Annotated in this window: 12 protein-coding genes and 2 pseudogenes; 7 read left to right on the forward strand and 7 right to left on the reverse strand. The window is 66.6% G+C overall.

Annotated features, from left to right (window positions below; translation table 11 throughout):
• Nucleotides 1-284 precede the first annotated feature (284 nt).
• Nucleotides 285-1,973, reverse strand: coding sequence for a response regulator (locus QP939_RS52250; protein ID WP_434219580.1), 1,689 nt, complete (start codon nt 1,971-1,973; stop codon nt 285-287).
• A 947-nt stretch (nt 1,974-2,920) separates the two neighbouring features.
• Here QP939_RS52250 and QP939_RS28935 point away from each other — a divergent pair.
• The 7 genes from QP939_RS28935 to QP939_RS28965 all read left to right on the forward strand — a co-directional run bounded on the left by QP939_RS28935 (nt 2,921) and on the right by QP939_RS28965 (nt 8,452).
• Complete coding sequence (locus QP939_RS28935; protein ID WP_285449358.1) at nt 2,921-4,120, forward strand: iron-containing alcohol dehydrogenase; 1,200 nt, start codon at nt 2,921-2,923, stop codon at nt 4,118-4,120.
• Nucleotides 4,121-4,596: 476 nt separating this feature from the next.
• Nucleotides 4,597-5,961, forward strand: coding sequence for an XrtP-associated glycosyltransferase (locus QP939_RS28940; protein ID WP_285449359.1), 1,365 nt, complete (start codon nt 4,597-4,599; stop codon nt 5,959-5,961).
• Nucleotides 5,962-6,013: 52 nt separating this feature from the next.
• Nucleotides 6,014-6,181 carry an LAVTG motif-containing sortase-dependent surface protein gene (locus QP939_RS28945; RefSeq protein ID WP_285449360.1) on the forward strand — a complete coding sequence of 56 codons (168 nt, stop codon included), beginning with the start codon at nt 6,014-6,016 and terminating at the stop codon, nt 6,179-6,181.
• Between the two features lie 64 nt (nt 6,182-6,245).
• Entirely contained in the window at nt 6,246-7,394 is a 1,149-nt protein-coding gene (gene wecB / locus QP939_RS28950; RefSeq protein WP_285449361.1) for a non-hydrolyzing UDP-N-acetylglucosamine 2-epimerase, read from the forward strand.
• Complete coding sequence (locus QP939_RS28955; RefSeq protein ID WP_285449362.1) at nt 7,391-8,113, forward strand: class E sortase; 723 nt, start codon at nt 7,391-7,393, stop codon at nt 8,111-8,113. Before wecB ends, QP939_RS28955 begins: the two co-directional genes overlap by 4 nt.
• Nucleotides 8,110-8,265 (forward strand): hypothetical protein, encoded by a 156-nt coding sequence (locus QP939_RS28960; RefSeq protein WP_285449363.1) that lies wholly within the window; start codon nt 8,110-8,112, stop codon nt 8,263-8,265. Before QP939_RS28955 ends, QP939_RS28960 begins: the two co-directional genes overlap by 4 nt.
• Nucleotides 8,266-8,329: 64 nt before the next feature.
• Nucleotides 8,330-8,452, forward strand: coding sequence for a hypothetical protein (locus tag QP939_RS28965; protein ID WP_285449364.1), 123 nt, complete (start codon nt 8,330-8,332; stop codon nt 8,450-8,452).
• Between the two features lie 84 nt (nt 8,453-8,536).
• Here the strand turns inward: QP939_RS28965 and QP939_RS28970 are convergent, their stop codons facing one another.
• The 6 genes and pseudogenes from QP939_RS28970 to QP939_RS28995 form a co-directional block, all read right to left on the reverse strand.
• Complete coding sequence (locus QP939_RS28970) at nt 8,537-9,217, reverse strand: HAD family hydrolase (protein ID WP_285449365.1); 681 nt, start codon at nt 9,215-9,217, stop codon at nt 8,537-8,539.
• 309 nt (nt 9,218-9,526) lie between these two features.
• Nucleotides 9,527-9,898, reverse strand: a complete 372-nt coding sequence (locus tag QP939_RS28975) for a response regulator transcription factor (protein WP_285449366.1) — start codon at nt 9,896-9,898, stop codon at nt 9,527-9,529.
• A 43-nt stretch (nt 9,899-9,941) separates the two neighbouring features.
• On the reverse strand, nt 9,942-10,739 hold the full coding sequence (locus tag QP939_RS28980) for a response regulator transcription factor (protein WP_285449367.1): 798 nt from the start codon (nt 10,737-10,739) through the stop codon (nt 9,942-9,944).
• Nucleotides 10,740-11,651: 912 nt separating this feature from the next.
• A pseudogene (locus QP939_RS28985) lies at nt 11,652-12,438 on the reverse strand (IS5 family transposase).
• Between the two features lie 365 nt (nt 12,439-12,803).
• On the reverse strand, nt 12,804-13,481 hold the full coding sequence (locus tag QP939_RS28990) for an Ig-like domain-containing protein (protein WP_285459870.1): 678 nt from the start codon (nt 13,479-13,481) through the stop codon (nt 12,804-12,806).
• Nucleotides 13,482-13,487: 6 nt separating this feature from the next.
• Nucleotides 13,488-14,933, reverse strand: a pseudogene (locus QP939_RS28995) (M1 family metallopeptidase); the annotation flags it as partial.
• Between the last annotated feature and the right edge of the window lie 149 nt (nt 14,934-15,082).

Here is a 15,082-nt window from a genome sequence, read left to right on the forward strand (position 1 = left end):
AAGGGGTTCGGTAGGCTGCGTCGTCATTCCTTTAAGCAGGTGCTGGTAAGCCGACATGTGTGAACGACGCGAATACTTGCCCCTTGGTCGCCGCGCAGCCACGGGTATCGAGGCTCCTCCGCCTCGCCCCGGCCGGTGCTCGACCCGACAGTGGCGCTGAAGCGCGGTGCGGCCGAGCAGCATGAGTTGGTCATGTTGAGGAACCGGCCGCGCCGCGGGCACGTTGCGACTGCTCGTGGTCGCCTGTCAGGCAGTGAGCTTGGCGGGCAATGCAGCGGTCGCGGTCAAAGCCAGCCGTAGTGCTTGGCGATGCGGATGGCGTCGGTCGAGTTGCGCGCGGAGAGTTTCGCGATGATCCGCGTGATGTAGTTGCGCACCGTTCCTTCGGCCAGGTGCAGTTGCGTGGCGATTTCCGGGGGAGGGGTCCCGGTCGCGGCCAGCTGGAGGATGCTGCGTTCGCGCGGGGTCAGCGGATTTTCCCCCGCCGCCAGCGCGGCGGAGACCAGGTCGGGCGAAACGACCCGCTTGCCTGCGTGGACGTCGCGAATGGCCGTGACGAGATCGGCGGCGGCGACGCCCTTGGGCAGGAAGCCGTTGACGCCGAGGGTGAGTGCCTCCCGGACGACTCCAGGCCTGTCGAGCGAGGTCAGCATCAATATCCGGATCGCCGGGAGCTGGGCTCGGACCCGGGCGGCAACCGTGAGGCCGTTGACGTCAGGCAGCCCGATGTCGAGAATCAGCACGTCCGGCGACATGCTGACGGCCAGCTGGGCGGCCTCCTGGCCTCGTTCGGCCACCCCGACCACCTTGAGGTCGCGCTCCAGCTCGAGCAAGGCGACTAGAGCTTCGCGGAGGACTCGCTGGTCCTCGGCCAGCACTAACCGGATTACCACGTGTTTGCCTCCTGTCGGGACGAGGGTTCTTCGGCGTAGCCCGAACTGAATGACAGCGCGGGCGGTCGGACCTCGAGGGTGAACTGCCCGCTCGAACGCACGGCCTTGACCGAGCCACCGAGCTGTTCGGCGCATTTGGTGATGCTCCGCGGCGCCGAGCCTTCGCCTGGAACCACGCCGTCGTTCTCGATCAGGAAGACGTACCCGCGATCCTCCTCTACCAGCGTGATCGTGCATTCGGCGGCCGAAGCGTGTTTGAGGATGTTGGTGGTTCCTTCCCGTACGATCCACCCCAGCGCATCGGCCATGACCCCGTCCGGCGACGCGGAGTTCACAGTGGACCCCGGCCGCCTCGAGAAGCTCGACGGCACCGGCGAGTTCCCGGTCGAAACTGGTATTGAGTCCACCGTGCACGATGCCGCGCATGTCGTCCAGCGAGTCTTTGGCGATGTGGTGCACCGCGGTGATCTCGGACCTTGCCTGAGTCGTGTCGGTACCGGCCAACCGCCCGGCGAGTTCGCTGCGCAACATGATCACGACCGGGCTGTGGCCTAGCCGGTCGTGCAGCTCTTGCGACATCCGGGCGCGTTCCTGGGCCACGCTCAAGCGGCTTATCTCCAAATTCGCCTTTCTCCGCTCGATGGTCAGCACGGCAATATTCGTCACTGCGCGGATGCTGATCCCCACTGCGAGGAACTGAACGATGAGATTGATCGCGTAATATATCCTGTCGCCGAGGCTGAGCGGGAGGCCCGCTACGAAGCCGATCATGCCGATTACCAGGAGCAGGCTGTAGGCCGACCACCGCAGCTGCGGCTTGCGGACCACGATGAGGCACAGCCAGCCCAGGATCACGGCGGAGGGCACCCAGTTCCCCGGAACGCCGAATGCTCTGGCGCAGACCATGAGAAAATGAACAAGAACGAGCGTGGCGACTGCCCTCGCCGAAGTGGTCGATCGGATCCGAAGGGCGAGGCCGACCACGCAGACCGCCAGCACCGAGAGATAAGTCGCCGCGAGCAGGGCGGCTCCGAACTCCCCGTGCTTCGGCTTCGCCTGTTCGTACTCGCTCAGTACCACGGACCACGAAGAACGTGCAAATGCCCAACGCCGCCAACCGGACTCCCGGCCCGTTCGCCCAGACAGTCTTGACCAGGCCGGCCACTGGACCGGACAGTCTTCTATGCATGTTCGCGGTGTCCTCGCGTTCTGTGTGACGGCAAGGACCTCCGAGCGGTTGAGCGACGGCGCTCGGCGAGCCCGGTCGCGCCGGACCGCTGGCTGTGCCGGAGGCCACGGGGGGAATCCGGTCGGCCGGTCGACGGCCGACCGGCTCGTCGTCGAGGTATCCGCGATGAGGTTTCCACGTTCATGCGTTCCCCTCTGTCTCGACGGCCAACTCGGCGAGCCGTGATTCCGCAGCCTGGCCTGTGCGGGTAATTTCATACTAGATGCGGGATCAGCTCATCTTGGCCAGTTAAACCTACTCGTTCGGGTGATTTGCGCAGGTGTATGCGGGCTGAGACCGATGGGTCGTGCTACTGGCGGTAGTGCCGCTGGGCGGCCCCCGAGAGATCCTGCTCGCGGGAGCGGCGCCGCCGGATCGGAGCGGCGACCCCTTCCGGAGCTGCCGGTGAGATCGCGTCGCTCACTGCATCGCCGCACTGTCCGGGCAGGCGTGGTCCAGACCGCGCTTGCGGTTACTTTCAGGCATCCGGCATTCGGCACCCGCGCGGCACCGCCGGAAAGCCGAAAACGTCTGACACGAGTTCGGCGGGTACGCACCGGCATCCCGTGCAGTTCATCCCGTTCTGGCCGTGAAAATATCACGACGTTAATCGGTTCAGTGTGAATTACGTCGTTGTTGGCTTGCGAACCGGTCACAAACCGTGCCCCATTGTGTACAGGTCGCTGCGCTCTTCTGGGCATAATTCAGTGGCAGCGGCCGGAGAGACAGCCCGTCCGACCGCTATTTGGTGTGCGATTGGGATGCGCCACAGTCCTCGAGGGGAGCCAGGCAGAGGGTTATGAGACGGGCCAACGAAGTGGTGCTGTGGGAATGCGGGACCCGGGTCTACGCGGGCGAAGACGTGTGGCGAGCCATGTCCGGGGCAGCGCCGAGATCGCGCACCATGCTGGTGGTGAGCGCGGGGTTCGCCGCGGCGAACTTCCAATTGGTGGAGACGCTGCGGATTCATCTGGGCATCGACGCCGACTGGGTGTGGCTCGTGCAGGCGCCCGGCACGGTCGAAAAGGCCGAAGAACTGGCCCGCTCGCTGGACCGGGTTGGGGCGGAGGGTGTGGTGGCGGTCGGCGGTTCCTCGGTGCTGGACCTGACGAAACTTGCTTGCCGCCATCTCGCTGACGAGCGGATCCTGCCGGCGGTGCGCGCTCGCGGTGCCCGCCGGGGAATGATCAAGCTGCCTGCCGAGTCATCGGTGCAGCTGCACCGGACCTTCGTCCCGACGACTATCGGCACGGCCGCCGCGGTGCGGCCGTTCGCGTCAATCGTGCTCCGAGGGCATCGACGGCTGGTGGACGGACCGGGGCTGGTGCCGGATATCGCTGTCGTCGACAGCACGTTCACCGGCTCGCTGCCGCCGCAGTCCATCGTCGAGGGGATATCCGCGTCGGTCATGCGGGCGGCGGACTGGTATGTCGCGGATGAGAACGCCAACGCATTGACTGAGGCGGAAACCCAGACAGTGGTGGGCTTGCTCGTGCCACTTGGCATGCGGGCGGGGAAAGACGGACTGCCCGCGCGTGATCGCCTCCTCGCCAGCTACGCGGACATGGCACAGTTCGGCTTGCCTTTCGCCGGGCATCAACCGGTCGTCACGGCCTCGGAGGCGGTCGCCGCCGAAGTGGCGTTCGAGACGGGGGCGCATCCCGGCGGCGTGCTGGCCGCGTTGCTGCCGACCATGTGGCAAGCCGTCGACGACGGGGACGGCAGGCTGGGCAGCAGGGTGAGGCTGCGTCGTGTGTGGGACTGGATCCGGGCGGCCGGGTCGCCGGGGTGGCCCGAGGAGCCAGGGCCGGGCGTGGCCGCGATGTTCCGGTCGTGGAAGCTCGGGTCCGGTTTGGAGTGCGACGCCGCGGCCGTGTCCGCGGCGGGCGTGCGCGCGCTCCGCTTCTGGGAGGCCGACGTCCCCGCGCTCGCCGGAAGGTCGGCGCCGGAGGTGGCCCGGTGGGTCAGAGACGCTGTTCTGGCCGAGGTGCGCAACTGAGCCGCGCTTGGCGCCCTCGCACGCATCGCGCGGACGTGCGGGCGCGATGCGTATTCAAAGCGTTCGCCAGGTCGGCGGCGACCGAATGAATATCTCACACGACCATTGTGAACATAGCCATAACCCGAAGGGGGGTAAAACGTCGTCCGTCTTGCTTCGGGTGAGCGGAGACAGTCATACTTCGGGCAGAGATTTCGGGTTTTCCTCGGCTTGGTGGAACTGGCCGGTCGCGGGCGGTTGAACAGGTAATTCCGCCGCGCCGGTGCTCGTCGATCGGTTTCGCGGAGGCGAGGATTGATTAATCGCATAATCCTTTAATCCCGGATGCGATCGCGAGTGACTGTGGAGAATGTCATGTTCGGGACTGGGCGAGTGGGTTTCGGTGGCGTGTTCGCCGAAATCCCGAGTGTGGTCCGCTGGTTGCGGCGTATGTAAATCCGCGCTACGCGGTCCACTGAGGAAAGGTTCTCCCGGGCATGTTGGCGACAATTATTGGTGTATTCACCTTCGTGAGCAGCGGCGTCTTCATCGCTTATGTGTGCGCGATCGTCGTTCCGTTCCTCGGTCGCAAGAGCACGCCTGCGGGATCCCAAGCCGATTTCTCCTGGCATTTCTTCGTTCCGTGCCGGGACGAGGAAGCGGTGATCGGCAATACCGTCCGGCGGCTGCGCCGGACCTTCCCTGACGCACATGTGTGGGTCATCGACGATGATTCGCACGACGACACCGCGGCGATCGTCCAGTCGATCGCCTCCGCCGAGGGGAACCCAGACCCGTTCGTCCACCTGGTCAGCAGGCGCCCGCCGGACGCGCGCACCGGGAAGGGCGACGCGCTCAACTCCGCCTACCAGCAGCTCGCGGCTTGGCTGGGCAAGCACGAGCACTGGGAGAAGGTCATCGTCGGAGTGGTGGATGCGGACGGCGTCCTTGCCCCGGGCTGTCTGGACGTGTGCGCCGCGGGCCACCTGTTCGGGGACCGGTCGGTGGGGGCCGTCCAGCTGGAAGTGCGGATGCTGAACCGGCACACCCCGCCCGCCGAGGGCAGCCGCTGGAAGCGCTGGGCGGCGCTGAAGCTGGTGCAGTTGCAGGACATGGAGTTTCGCACGGCGATTTCGGCCGTGCAGCACTCGCGGGCCTACGCGGGCACGGTGGCGATGGGCGGCAACGGCCAGTTCACCCGGATGTCGGCGCTGCGGACCATCGACCGGGGAACCGGACAGCCATGGCGTGGGCTGCTGCTGGAGGACTACGAGCTCGGGCTGCACCTGCTGATGGCCGGGTGGCGGACCGCGGCGACCTCGGACTCCTATGTGTCCCAGGAAGGGCTCTACAGCCTGCGGCGATTCGTCACGCAGCGGACCCGGTGGGGCCAGGGCACGATGCAGTGCGCCCGGTATCTGCCTTCGATCTGGCGGTCTTCGCATTTCACCGAACTGGGAGTGGTCGAGGCGAGCTACTACCTCATCCAGCCCTGGCTCCAGCTGATCGGAGCCGTCGTCTATCCGGTCCCGCTCGTGCTGCTGGTCGCCGCGGTGATCCGCGACCCGGCGATGCTGGCGGACGCGGCGTCGACGCGGACGGTGTTGCTGCTCCTGCTCTTCGTCGCCATGTCCACCGGGCCGTTCGTGGTGTGGGGCGTGATTTACCAGTTCCGCTGCGTCGGAAAGCCGAATCTGCTGGCCGGTATCGGCTACGGACTGGCGTTCACGGTGTACGTCGGGCTGTTCTACGTGACTTCGCTGCGTGCGGTGTATCGAATGATGCGGGGCCGGCACGGCTGGGCCAAAACGCGGCGAAACGCCGAATCGTTCAATCAAGAGGGGGTTGCCGTCGAAGCATGAGCAACCGGGTTCGCCCGTGGACAGCCAATAGTCAAGCACTGAGAGGATTCAGATGTACAAGCCTGGACCCGTCGGCACGGGCACGGCAGGCGGCCTCGCGGTCACCGGAGCCAGTCTGAGCTGGTGGATCGCCCTTGCCGTCGCCCTCGTGGCGCTGGGAATGATGTTCGTCCTGTTCGCCCGGCGGCGTCGCAGGACGGCAGAGGAAGCCGACAGCTGATCAAAGGTGACGGGTGCCTGTCGCCAGTACGGGCACCCGTCACTCATAGCGGGGAAGAACGACGATGAATCAAGAACTGATCCTATTCGCCGGCACGAGGCCGGAGGCAATCAAACTCGCGCCCATCGCACTCGCGGCCGGGAAATTCGGGTTCCCGACCCGGATGGTGGCGACCGGGCAGCACCCGGACATGGTTGGCCAGGGCCTGGCGCCGTTCGGAGTGCGGCCGGACGACCGGATCCGCCTGTCGCGGCCGACCGGTACGCTGAGCGAGTTGTTCACTCAGCTGGTGCCCCAGGTCGACCAGATTCTGGCCGAACGCCGCCCGGCCGCGGTCGTCGTCCAAGGCGACACGGCCACCACTTTGGCTTGTGCGCTGGCCGCGTTCTGGCGGCACATCCCGGTCGTGCACGTGGAGGCGGGCTTGCGCACCGGTGATCTCGAGTCGCCGTTTCCCGAGGAAGCCAATCGCCAGCTGGTCTCCCGGATCGCGGCGCTGCACCTCGCTCCCACGCCGGCGGCCGCCGGCGCGCTGCGGGCGGAGGGCGTGCCGGAGGAAAAGATCGTCGTGACCGGGAACACCGTCGTCGACGCGGCACAGCACATCGCCGGGCTGAATCTGGCGCCGAGGAACGAGGCGGTCGCGGCCGCGTTCTCCGGGCACGGACCGCGGGTTCTGGTGACGATGCACCGGCGGGAGTCGTGGCGAAGCGGCATCGGGGAAGTGCTGGGCGCGGTGAAGCAGATTGCCCTGGAGTTCCCGGACACGCGCTTCCTTCTTCCATCGCATCCGAATCCGAAGGTGCGCCAAATCGTTCATCGGATCCTCGGGACTTGCGACGCGGTGACACTGACCGAGCCATTGGACTACCCCGACCTGATCTGGGCGCTGTCGCGGTCCACTTTGGTGATCACCGATTCCGGTGGCATCCAGGAAGAGGCTCCGACGTTCCGGGTTCCGGTGCTGGTGGCGCGCGACACGACGGAGCGCCGCGAAGCGGTCGACGCGGGCTGGGCGCAATTGGTCGGGACGGAGTTCGCGCGGGTCGTCGCTGCCGCGCGCGCTGTGCTGACCGGAAACGAGAAGGGCCCTGGAACGGGGAATCCGTTCGGTTCCGGCGACGCGGCCCGGCTGACGATGGAAGCGATCCGCGGTCAGATCGCCGATCCTGGCCGGGCGCGGACCTCCGGTGCCAGCCCAGACGCGGCATGACGACGCAGCGCCTCGCCGAGGTGGCGGAACGACGACCGGCGGATACCCGCGCTCCGAGGCCGCGCGGCAGTCTGCGGTGGCGGATTTTCGGGATCTGCGGAGAAGCGGTCCTCATCCTCGGGCTGGTGATGCTGGGTTTCGTCGGCTACGAGACGTGGGGCACCGTGGGCGAGCTGAACGCTGCGCAGAGCCAGCTCGACCAGGAGCGCCGGACCTTGTGGGGCAACGAGCCTGCGGTCGGCGGTGGGCAGCCGGCGGTGGACGAACCGCCGGCCGACGGTGATCCCGCCGCGGTCCTCTCGATACCGCGGCTGGGTCTTGAGTGGACGGTCGTCGAGGGGACCACGTCGAAAGACCTGCGGCACGCGCCGGGGCACTACGCCGGGACAGCGACGCCTGGACAGATCGGAAACTTCGCCGTGGCCGGACATCGGGTACACGGTATGTTCTGGGACCTCGACACGATCACGCCGGGGGACCAGATCACCGTGGAGGACCGGACTCGGCGCTACGTCTACGAGGTCGACGAGAACCGGATCGTCCGCCCGGACGACGTCGGGGTGCTCCTGCCCGCTCCCGGGCAGCCGGGACAGGCCCCGACGTCGGCCCGCCTGACGCTGACCACCTGCAATCCCAAGTGGGACAACTATCAACGGTTGATCATCGGCGCGCACCTGGTCAGCAGCGCGTCGAAATCAGCTGGGGAGGGAACGCGGTGATCGCGAGTCTGTGGCGGATCCTGCCCGGCCCGGTCTGGTTGCGGGCGGTGCTGATGGCAGTGCTGCTCGTCGGGATCTGCATCGGTCTGTGGTTCGGCTTGTATCCCTTGCTGGATGACTGGTTCCTGTCGACGAGCCCGGTCTTGAACTGACTCCGCCTGCACCGATCCCGAACCCGGTGGGCTTGGCCGGGCGACACCGGCGAGGTTGGCCAGCATGACCGATCACCTGGCGACGTGGGACTTCGCCGCCGGGCTGGCCGGTGCCGCCGACGCCATCATGAGCGCCCGGCTCCGGGCTCGTGACCCGGCAGGTTGGCGCAAGCCTGATCGCACTTAGTGACGGACGTGGATCTCACCGTCGAGGACGCCCGCGCAATGCTCTCGTGCGAGCAGCCCGGAGTGGTCGGGTCACCGGCGAGTGTCATGGGGCAAGACCCGTGCGTGCGGACACATCGCGGCGCGGTGTCTTGATCAGGTCGTCGGCTCGCCGGCCGACAAGCGAATCCCATAGCTCATCGACCGCGTCCTCGGGCAGCGGACGGTAGAACGGGACCCCGATGACCCGCATCCCGGCACTTCGCGCTGCTGCCGCACCGGTCAGGCTGTCCTCAACGGCGACGCAGTCGCTCGGATCGAGGCCCAGCAGGCCGGCCGCGCGGACGTACGCTTCCGGTGCGGGCTTTCCTTCCGCCACATCGTCTCCGCTCACGATGGTCGCGAAGAAGCCGGATCCCACGTCCCGCAGGACCCGATCGACCACCACGCGGTAGGACATCGTCACGAGACCGATCCGGATTCCGGTTCCGGGCAGTGCCGACAGGAGGTCGCGAGCGCCATCGCGCCACGGCACCGATTCCTGGAGCCTCGTCACGACCCCAGCCACGATGTCATCGATGATGGCCGCCGAGGGCTCGTCCAGGCCGGCCGCCCGGACGAGCGCGGCCAACGTCTGCATCGACGATCCGATGGCCGCGATCCGAGCCTCCTCGCTCAAGGCCAAGCCGTGCGCGCGCAGCAGTTCGCCGGCGACCTCGAGATAGAGTTCTTCCGTGTCGATCAGCGTTCCGTCGAGGTCGAGGAGGACTGCTCGGGGCAGGGTCATGCGGGCACCATCACTTCGTGGTCGAGTGCGTTTGCACCGGTATCTCGGGTTGGTGCGCCGAAAGAGCACCCACCGGCCTCATGGCAGGTGCCCACTCCCATCGCGCGACGCCCCGATCTCGCGAGGGAGTCGACACCCGGCCGGCGCACGGGAGGGCACCGGCACACGCCGACCGGGCCGCCGCGAGATGGGAAGTGCTGCCACCTTGAATGCTCGGATCCCTGACCGGGGACGGGGCTGTCCGAGGAAAATCAGTCAAGTCTCGATATCCGGTGAAGGTTCCATTGCCCGGCTGCTCGCGGATGCAGGTCAGATGAGTCCCGCGCGACATCCGATCAGCACCGCATGGGCGCGGTCCCGCGCTCCGATTGTTCTGAACAGCGCTTTCAGGCTCGCCTTGATCGTGTTTTCGGACATGCCGAGCTGGCGGCCGATCTCGGCGTTGGTCATCCCCGCGGCGATCATGCGCAGCTGAAGGAGCGAGGATTCGGTGATGTGGCCCGTCCGTGTCCGAGCTTCGTCGATCGCGGCGGTCCGGACGAAAATCTGTAGAGCCGTCGTCGATATGCTGATGGAGGTCAGTCCGACTCCGATGGATTTCAGATAGTCGCGGGCGAGCTCGACCGTCGCCGGGTTCGCGGCGACGAAAACCGGGCCTTGCCGTTTGGCTAGTCGGGTCATAGTTCGCTTCTCCTGTCTGGACGACGGTCTTGGCCGGCATCGGTCACTGGTTGGCCGCTCGGGCCGGAGCGGGCTCCGATGCGTGCGGGCCGATCAGGTTGCCGAGGTGGCCCAGCGCGACCGCGTGCGCACGGTTGCGAGCGCCCAGCTTTCGGTACACGTTCTTGATGTGGCTGCGGATGGTCTCGGAAGAGACGGTCTGCGCTTCGGCGATCTCGCCGTTCGTCAAGCCGATGCTGATCAAGCCGAGGATCTGGGTCTCGCGGAGGGTGAGTTCCTCGTTTGCCCGGCGGCGGTCCCTCGGCACGCGCTGCGCGCGCGGTGTTGGGAGGGATTCGGTGGAACGCCCCCAGAGGTGAAACTGGACGATCCGCTCGGCGAGCTTGGCCGGTCCGGTCGACCGGTCGAGCAGGCAGACGGCGCCGTATTCGGCGAATTTGCCGACCCGGTCGGGGGTGAGTTCCGAGGCGCCGACCAGGACGATGACCGTGTTCGCGGCGGGGCTCGCGGTCACGGCGCGGATGAGGTTTCCTCCAACGTCGAGGCGCGCGTCGAGCAGCAGGATGTCAGGACGCATTCGGCTGCACAGCGGGAGCGTCCGGTTTCCGTCGTTGGTCGCGCCGATCCAGTCGAGCCGACTCGATCGGTCGACCACCGTCTTGACACCGAGCTGGAACAGGACGTCCTGATCGGCCGAGGCGACGGTGAACGCCGTCGCCTCAGGCCGGCGTGACCGGTTGTCCTGGGTCTTCCGCGGGAACAGGGGAACCGTAGCCATCAGGTTGTCCTTCCAATGTGACTCAGGCGCAGGCTCGGGGGCGCGGCAGCGTTGGCGCGGCACCCGCCAGTTCTGGTTACCGACTCGCGAGGCGAGATCTGCTTGTGGCGAGCTGCGCTCTGGGTCTCCCGAAAATTCTGGCGAGTGCGTGAAAATGCTAGTCGACAACGCACTGCGACTGCCGGTTGACAAGTCGCCGGACGTGCAAGGTGCGCGAAATTCCCAATTCGTAGGTGAATAATTGATGTCGCGACGAGTCCTCTTCCTGGTCGAGCCGAGTGCGTCGGGGTTGGCGCTGGTTCACCCGTCGCCCCCCCGGTGTCGGGTGAACCAGCGCCCTGCCAGGCGACTGCATGAATGCCATAGCCTGGCGGAGACCCCTATTGGCCAACGTGGCCCTCGAACCACCTACCAAAGGGGAATCCGAACTCTCCGCGGCCCGTGCGGGGAAGAAACCGGCCGCGGCAAAGCGTCGACAGTCTAACGCTGAATGTTGGTTGGCGCGACATAAAGATAGAGGTCTTGGCTGGGGGTGTCCGTGTCGGAGAAAATGCGCATCAATTTTACGTGAGTGACTCAGTTGTGGCCCGTCGGCGGCCTGGAGTTATGAATAATTCACGCCGAATTGGGGACTTCAGGCAGGTGCTGTGAGTGTTCTCACGTGAACGTCCAGATCAGGTCAGTGGTCTTCGCGAGCGGGAGCGGGGTCGGTTGCGGAGCCGAGGGTGGTGAACCCTGCCGGCCGTCCGGCGAAAAGTCTCTGATCCAGGGAAACGGAGAAGATGGATTGTGCTCTAGCGGCGGTGTTGATCGTCGGCATGGCGCTTTCGCTGGTCGCGGGCTTGCAGGGTCCGCAGGTGATCAGCCCGAAGAATCGAATACCTACCCGCGTCGTAACCTATCCGAGGAAGGCGTCTTCGAGGACTTCCTCGAATTCATCCCCAACTGCGGGCTCCAGTTCGGCGGCCTTAGGGGTCAGTTCAGAATGAGTTTGCGGAGGCAGAGGATCGAGCAGGCCAGGTTGAGGATGGCTTGGTGGACGTCGGCTCGTCGTTCGTGCGGATGCGCAGGCGGCGGAAGTTCTTGAGCCAGGCGAAGCTGCGTTCGACGGGCCACCGGACTTTGCCCAGGCCGGAGCCGTGCTCGACGCCGCGGCGGGCGATGAGCGGAGTAATGCCGCGGGCGCGGACCAGGCGGCGGTACTTGTCGTGGTCGTAGCCGCGATCGGCGTAGAGCTGACGTGGTCGGCGCCGCGGCTTGCCGACCGTGCCACGGATCGGCGGGATGGCGTCGAGCAGCGGGATCAGCCGGGTGACGTCGTTGCGATGGCCACCAGTGAGCGTGACCGCGAGCGGGGTGCCATGTGCGTCGGTGATCAGGTGGTGCTTGGAGCCAAGTTTGCGCCGGTCGACCGGGCTGGGGCCGGTGTGGTCCCCCCTTTGAGGGCACGCAGGTGGGTCGAGTCGACCAGCACGGCCGACAGGACCAGCAGTCCGGCGGCACGCGGCTCGGCGAGCAGACGTTCGTGCGGCTGCTGCCAGACGTCGGCCTCGTGCCATTCGGTCAGCCGCCGCCAGCAGGTGGCCCCGGACGCGCCGAACAACGCCGTCGGCAGGCGGTTCCAGCCGATACCTGTGCGGATCACGTACAGGATGCCTTCCAGCGCGGCGCGGTCATCGGCACGCTTGCGGCCCGGGTAGCGGAACCGCCGCGGATGCGCCGGAAGCAGGGGCTCGAGCCGCTCCCGCAACTGGTCGGTCAGAAAACCCCCTCGCGCATACCAAGATTCTGGGAAGCCCTGCAGCCCCAGCAAAGGCGACACGCCGACTCATTCTGAACTGACCCCTTAGCCCGAAGCTCGCTGATCAACGCATCTCTCTCGGAGTTACCCGCCGCCGGGCGCGCGATCAGCTCAGCAAGTGCATCATGCGTTGGCTTCGACATGAAACCCTTGTTCCCCAACGCAAGCAATTAGGCCACGCGTTCGCCGAACAAATCACGCCGGGATTTGCCGACTGCCTCGGCGCAGACCGAGCGAAATTCGACTTCCGGGAAAGGTGTGCTTCGCCAGGGAGCTCGGCGGCCGCGGGCGGGCCGCGCCGGTGTGGCCCGCCCGCCGCCGCGAGGTCAGCTGGCGGGGTGGATCTTCCCGGACAGCGTGACGGGTGTTCCGGAGCCGACTGTGACCGTGCCGTCGGAGTGCGAGCCGAACGTTGCCGTGTCCGCGGAGACTGCGACCTGGATCGTCCGGTGGTCGATGCCGGCGGGTGCGATGCCGGGGAGGTTGAGCCTGATCGCGTTGAGCACCACCAGCACTCGGCCTTCGTCCTCAACCCGGACGTTGAGCTGACGGGCGTCGCCGCTGGGTTCGAGCAGGGCGGTGGCGAAGCCGGTGAACCGGAATCCGGTGGGCGCGACGAAGCGCTGTTCGACGTCGGCAGAGACCGGCATGCCCTTGGGTGCGGTGAACGACACGGTCATCACGGTGGTCGTGCCGGCCTGTGCGTCCGGGGTGAACGTCTGCTCCGCCTTGAGTGCGGACGCGCCTGCCGGGATCAGGGTGAAGGCGACAGGTTTGGACGACCGGGACCGCTGACCGGCGGAGCCGGCGGCTGTGGCCGTCAGTTTGTGCGGGCCGACACCAAGGTCGACTGGCAGTGTCGTGCGCCAGGTGCCTTCCGGTGACGTCGTAGCTTCGGCCACTGCGTGGCCGTCGACGGCCACTCTTACCCGATCGCCTTTCCCGGCGGTGCCGCTGACTTCGGTGCCGGGTTGCACGGTCGCCCCGTCCGCCGGCGTCGACACGACTGGCGCTGGTTTCAGGTCGCCCGGGTAGAGGTATTCCGGTGCGGGCTTGTCGTTGCCGTAGATCCAGGCGTCGAAGAAGCCCTGCAGATTCTTGTGCGACACCGTTTCGACGTAGCGCTGGAACTGCTGCATGCTGGCGTTTCCGTCGCGATGCAGGGCGGGCCAGGTCTTGAGCACCTGGTCGAACGCGGTCTGCCCGATGTACTTGCGCAGCGCGTGCACCATGACCGGGCCCTTGCGGTACACGCCCGGGTAGTAGAACTCGTTGCCCGGGCCCATGTCATACAGCTTGGGCGCCCAGAACCAGTCGCCGGGCGCGGAGACCTCCTTGAGGTACTCGGCGTCGAGGTCTTTGCCGTTCTTGGCTTGATCCCACAGCCACGTAGCGTAGGAAGCGAAGCATTCGTTGAGGCAGATGTCCTTCCATCGGTCGACGGACACCGAGTCGCCCCACCACTGGTGGGCGTTCTCGTGCACGATCGTGTCGACGTCGCCCATCCTGCTAGAGTAGGTTGGGCGGCTCAGCGTTTCGAGTGAGAAGTCGATCTGCGCGTCGGGGTAGATGCCGCCGGCGGCGTCCACCGGGTATTTGCCGAACTTCGATTCGAGGAAGTCGAGGACTTCAGGCAGTTTCGCGTCGGCCTGTTTGGTCGGCTCCGGCGTGCCGGGGGCGAACGCGCTGATGATCGGGGTGCCGTCGGCGCGCTGGCGCTTGCTGAACTCGAACTTGTCGATCGCGATCGTGGTCAGGTACGGCACGGCCGGCGTGCTCTCAGACCAGACATGTGTCGTGCCCGCGGCGGTTTTGAAGGTGCCTGCCTCGCGGCCGTTGCCGATCACGCCCCACCCGTCCGGGACCGTGACCGACAGCCGGAACTGTGCCTTGTCACGTGGGGTGTCGTTGACCGGATACCAGGTGGTGGCCGATTTCGGCTCGCCCGCCACGAACACGCCGCCGGACTTGGTGTACTGCCAGCCGTTCGGGCCGAGGCCCGGGGCGTCGATCGCTTGCGGGACACCGTGGTAAGCGACCTCGGCGGTGAAGCGCAGGCCGCGCACGAGGGGGTTGGCCGGGGTGATCACGAGTTCGTGGTCGCCGGTGCGGGAGAACTGCGCCGGTAGTCCGTTGACCTTCACCGAGTCGACGGTCAGGCCCTTGAGGTCGAGGTTGAACGAGCTGAGCGACTGGGTCGCGGTCGCCTTGACCGTTTGCAGGCCGGTCAGCTCGCGGCTGTTCGGTGCGTAGGTGACTTTGAGGTCGTAGTCGGACACGTCGTATCCGCCGTTGCCATCTTGGGGGTAGTAGCTGTCTCCGGCGCCGTCCGCGCCGGGGGCGGGCTGGTCTCCGCCGATCTGTCCGGCGGAGGCGACGCCCGCACCGAGCGTCAGCGCGGTGACGGCGGCCGCCACGGCCGCTACCGGACGGCGCCAGCGAGGTGGTGCAGTCATGAACACTCCTGATCGTGGTGAATGAATTGTTCCTCCGGTGCGAAACGGGCCCGCGCCCGTAACGTCGCCGGAGACTGGAACCGCCCAGTCCCCGGCGACGCTTGTCCGACTGATTTCAGGCTGTCCCGACAATCGGACCGCCGTCGGCA

This window comes from Amycolatopsis nalaikhensis (assembly GCF_030264295.1).
GTDB classification, from domain to species: domain Bacteria; phylum Actinomycetota; class Actinomycetes; order Mycobacteriales; family Pseudonocardiaceae; genus Amycolatopsis; species Amycolatopsis nalaikhensis.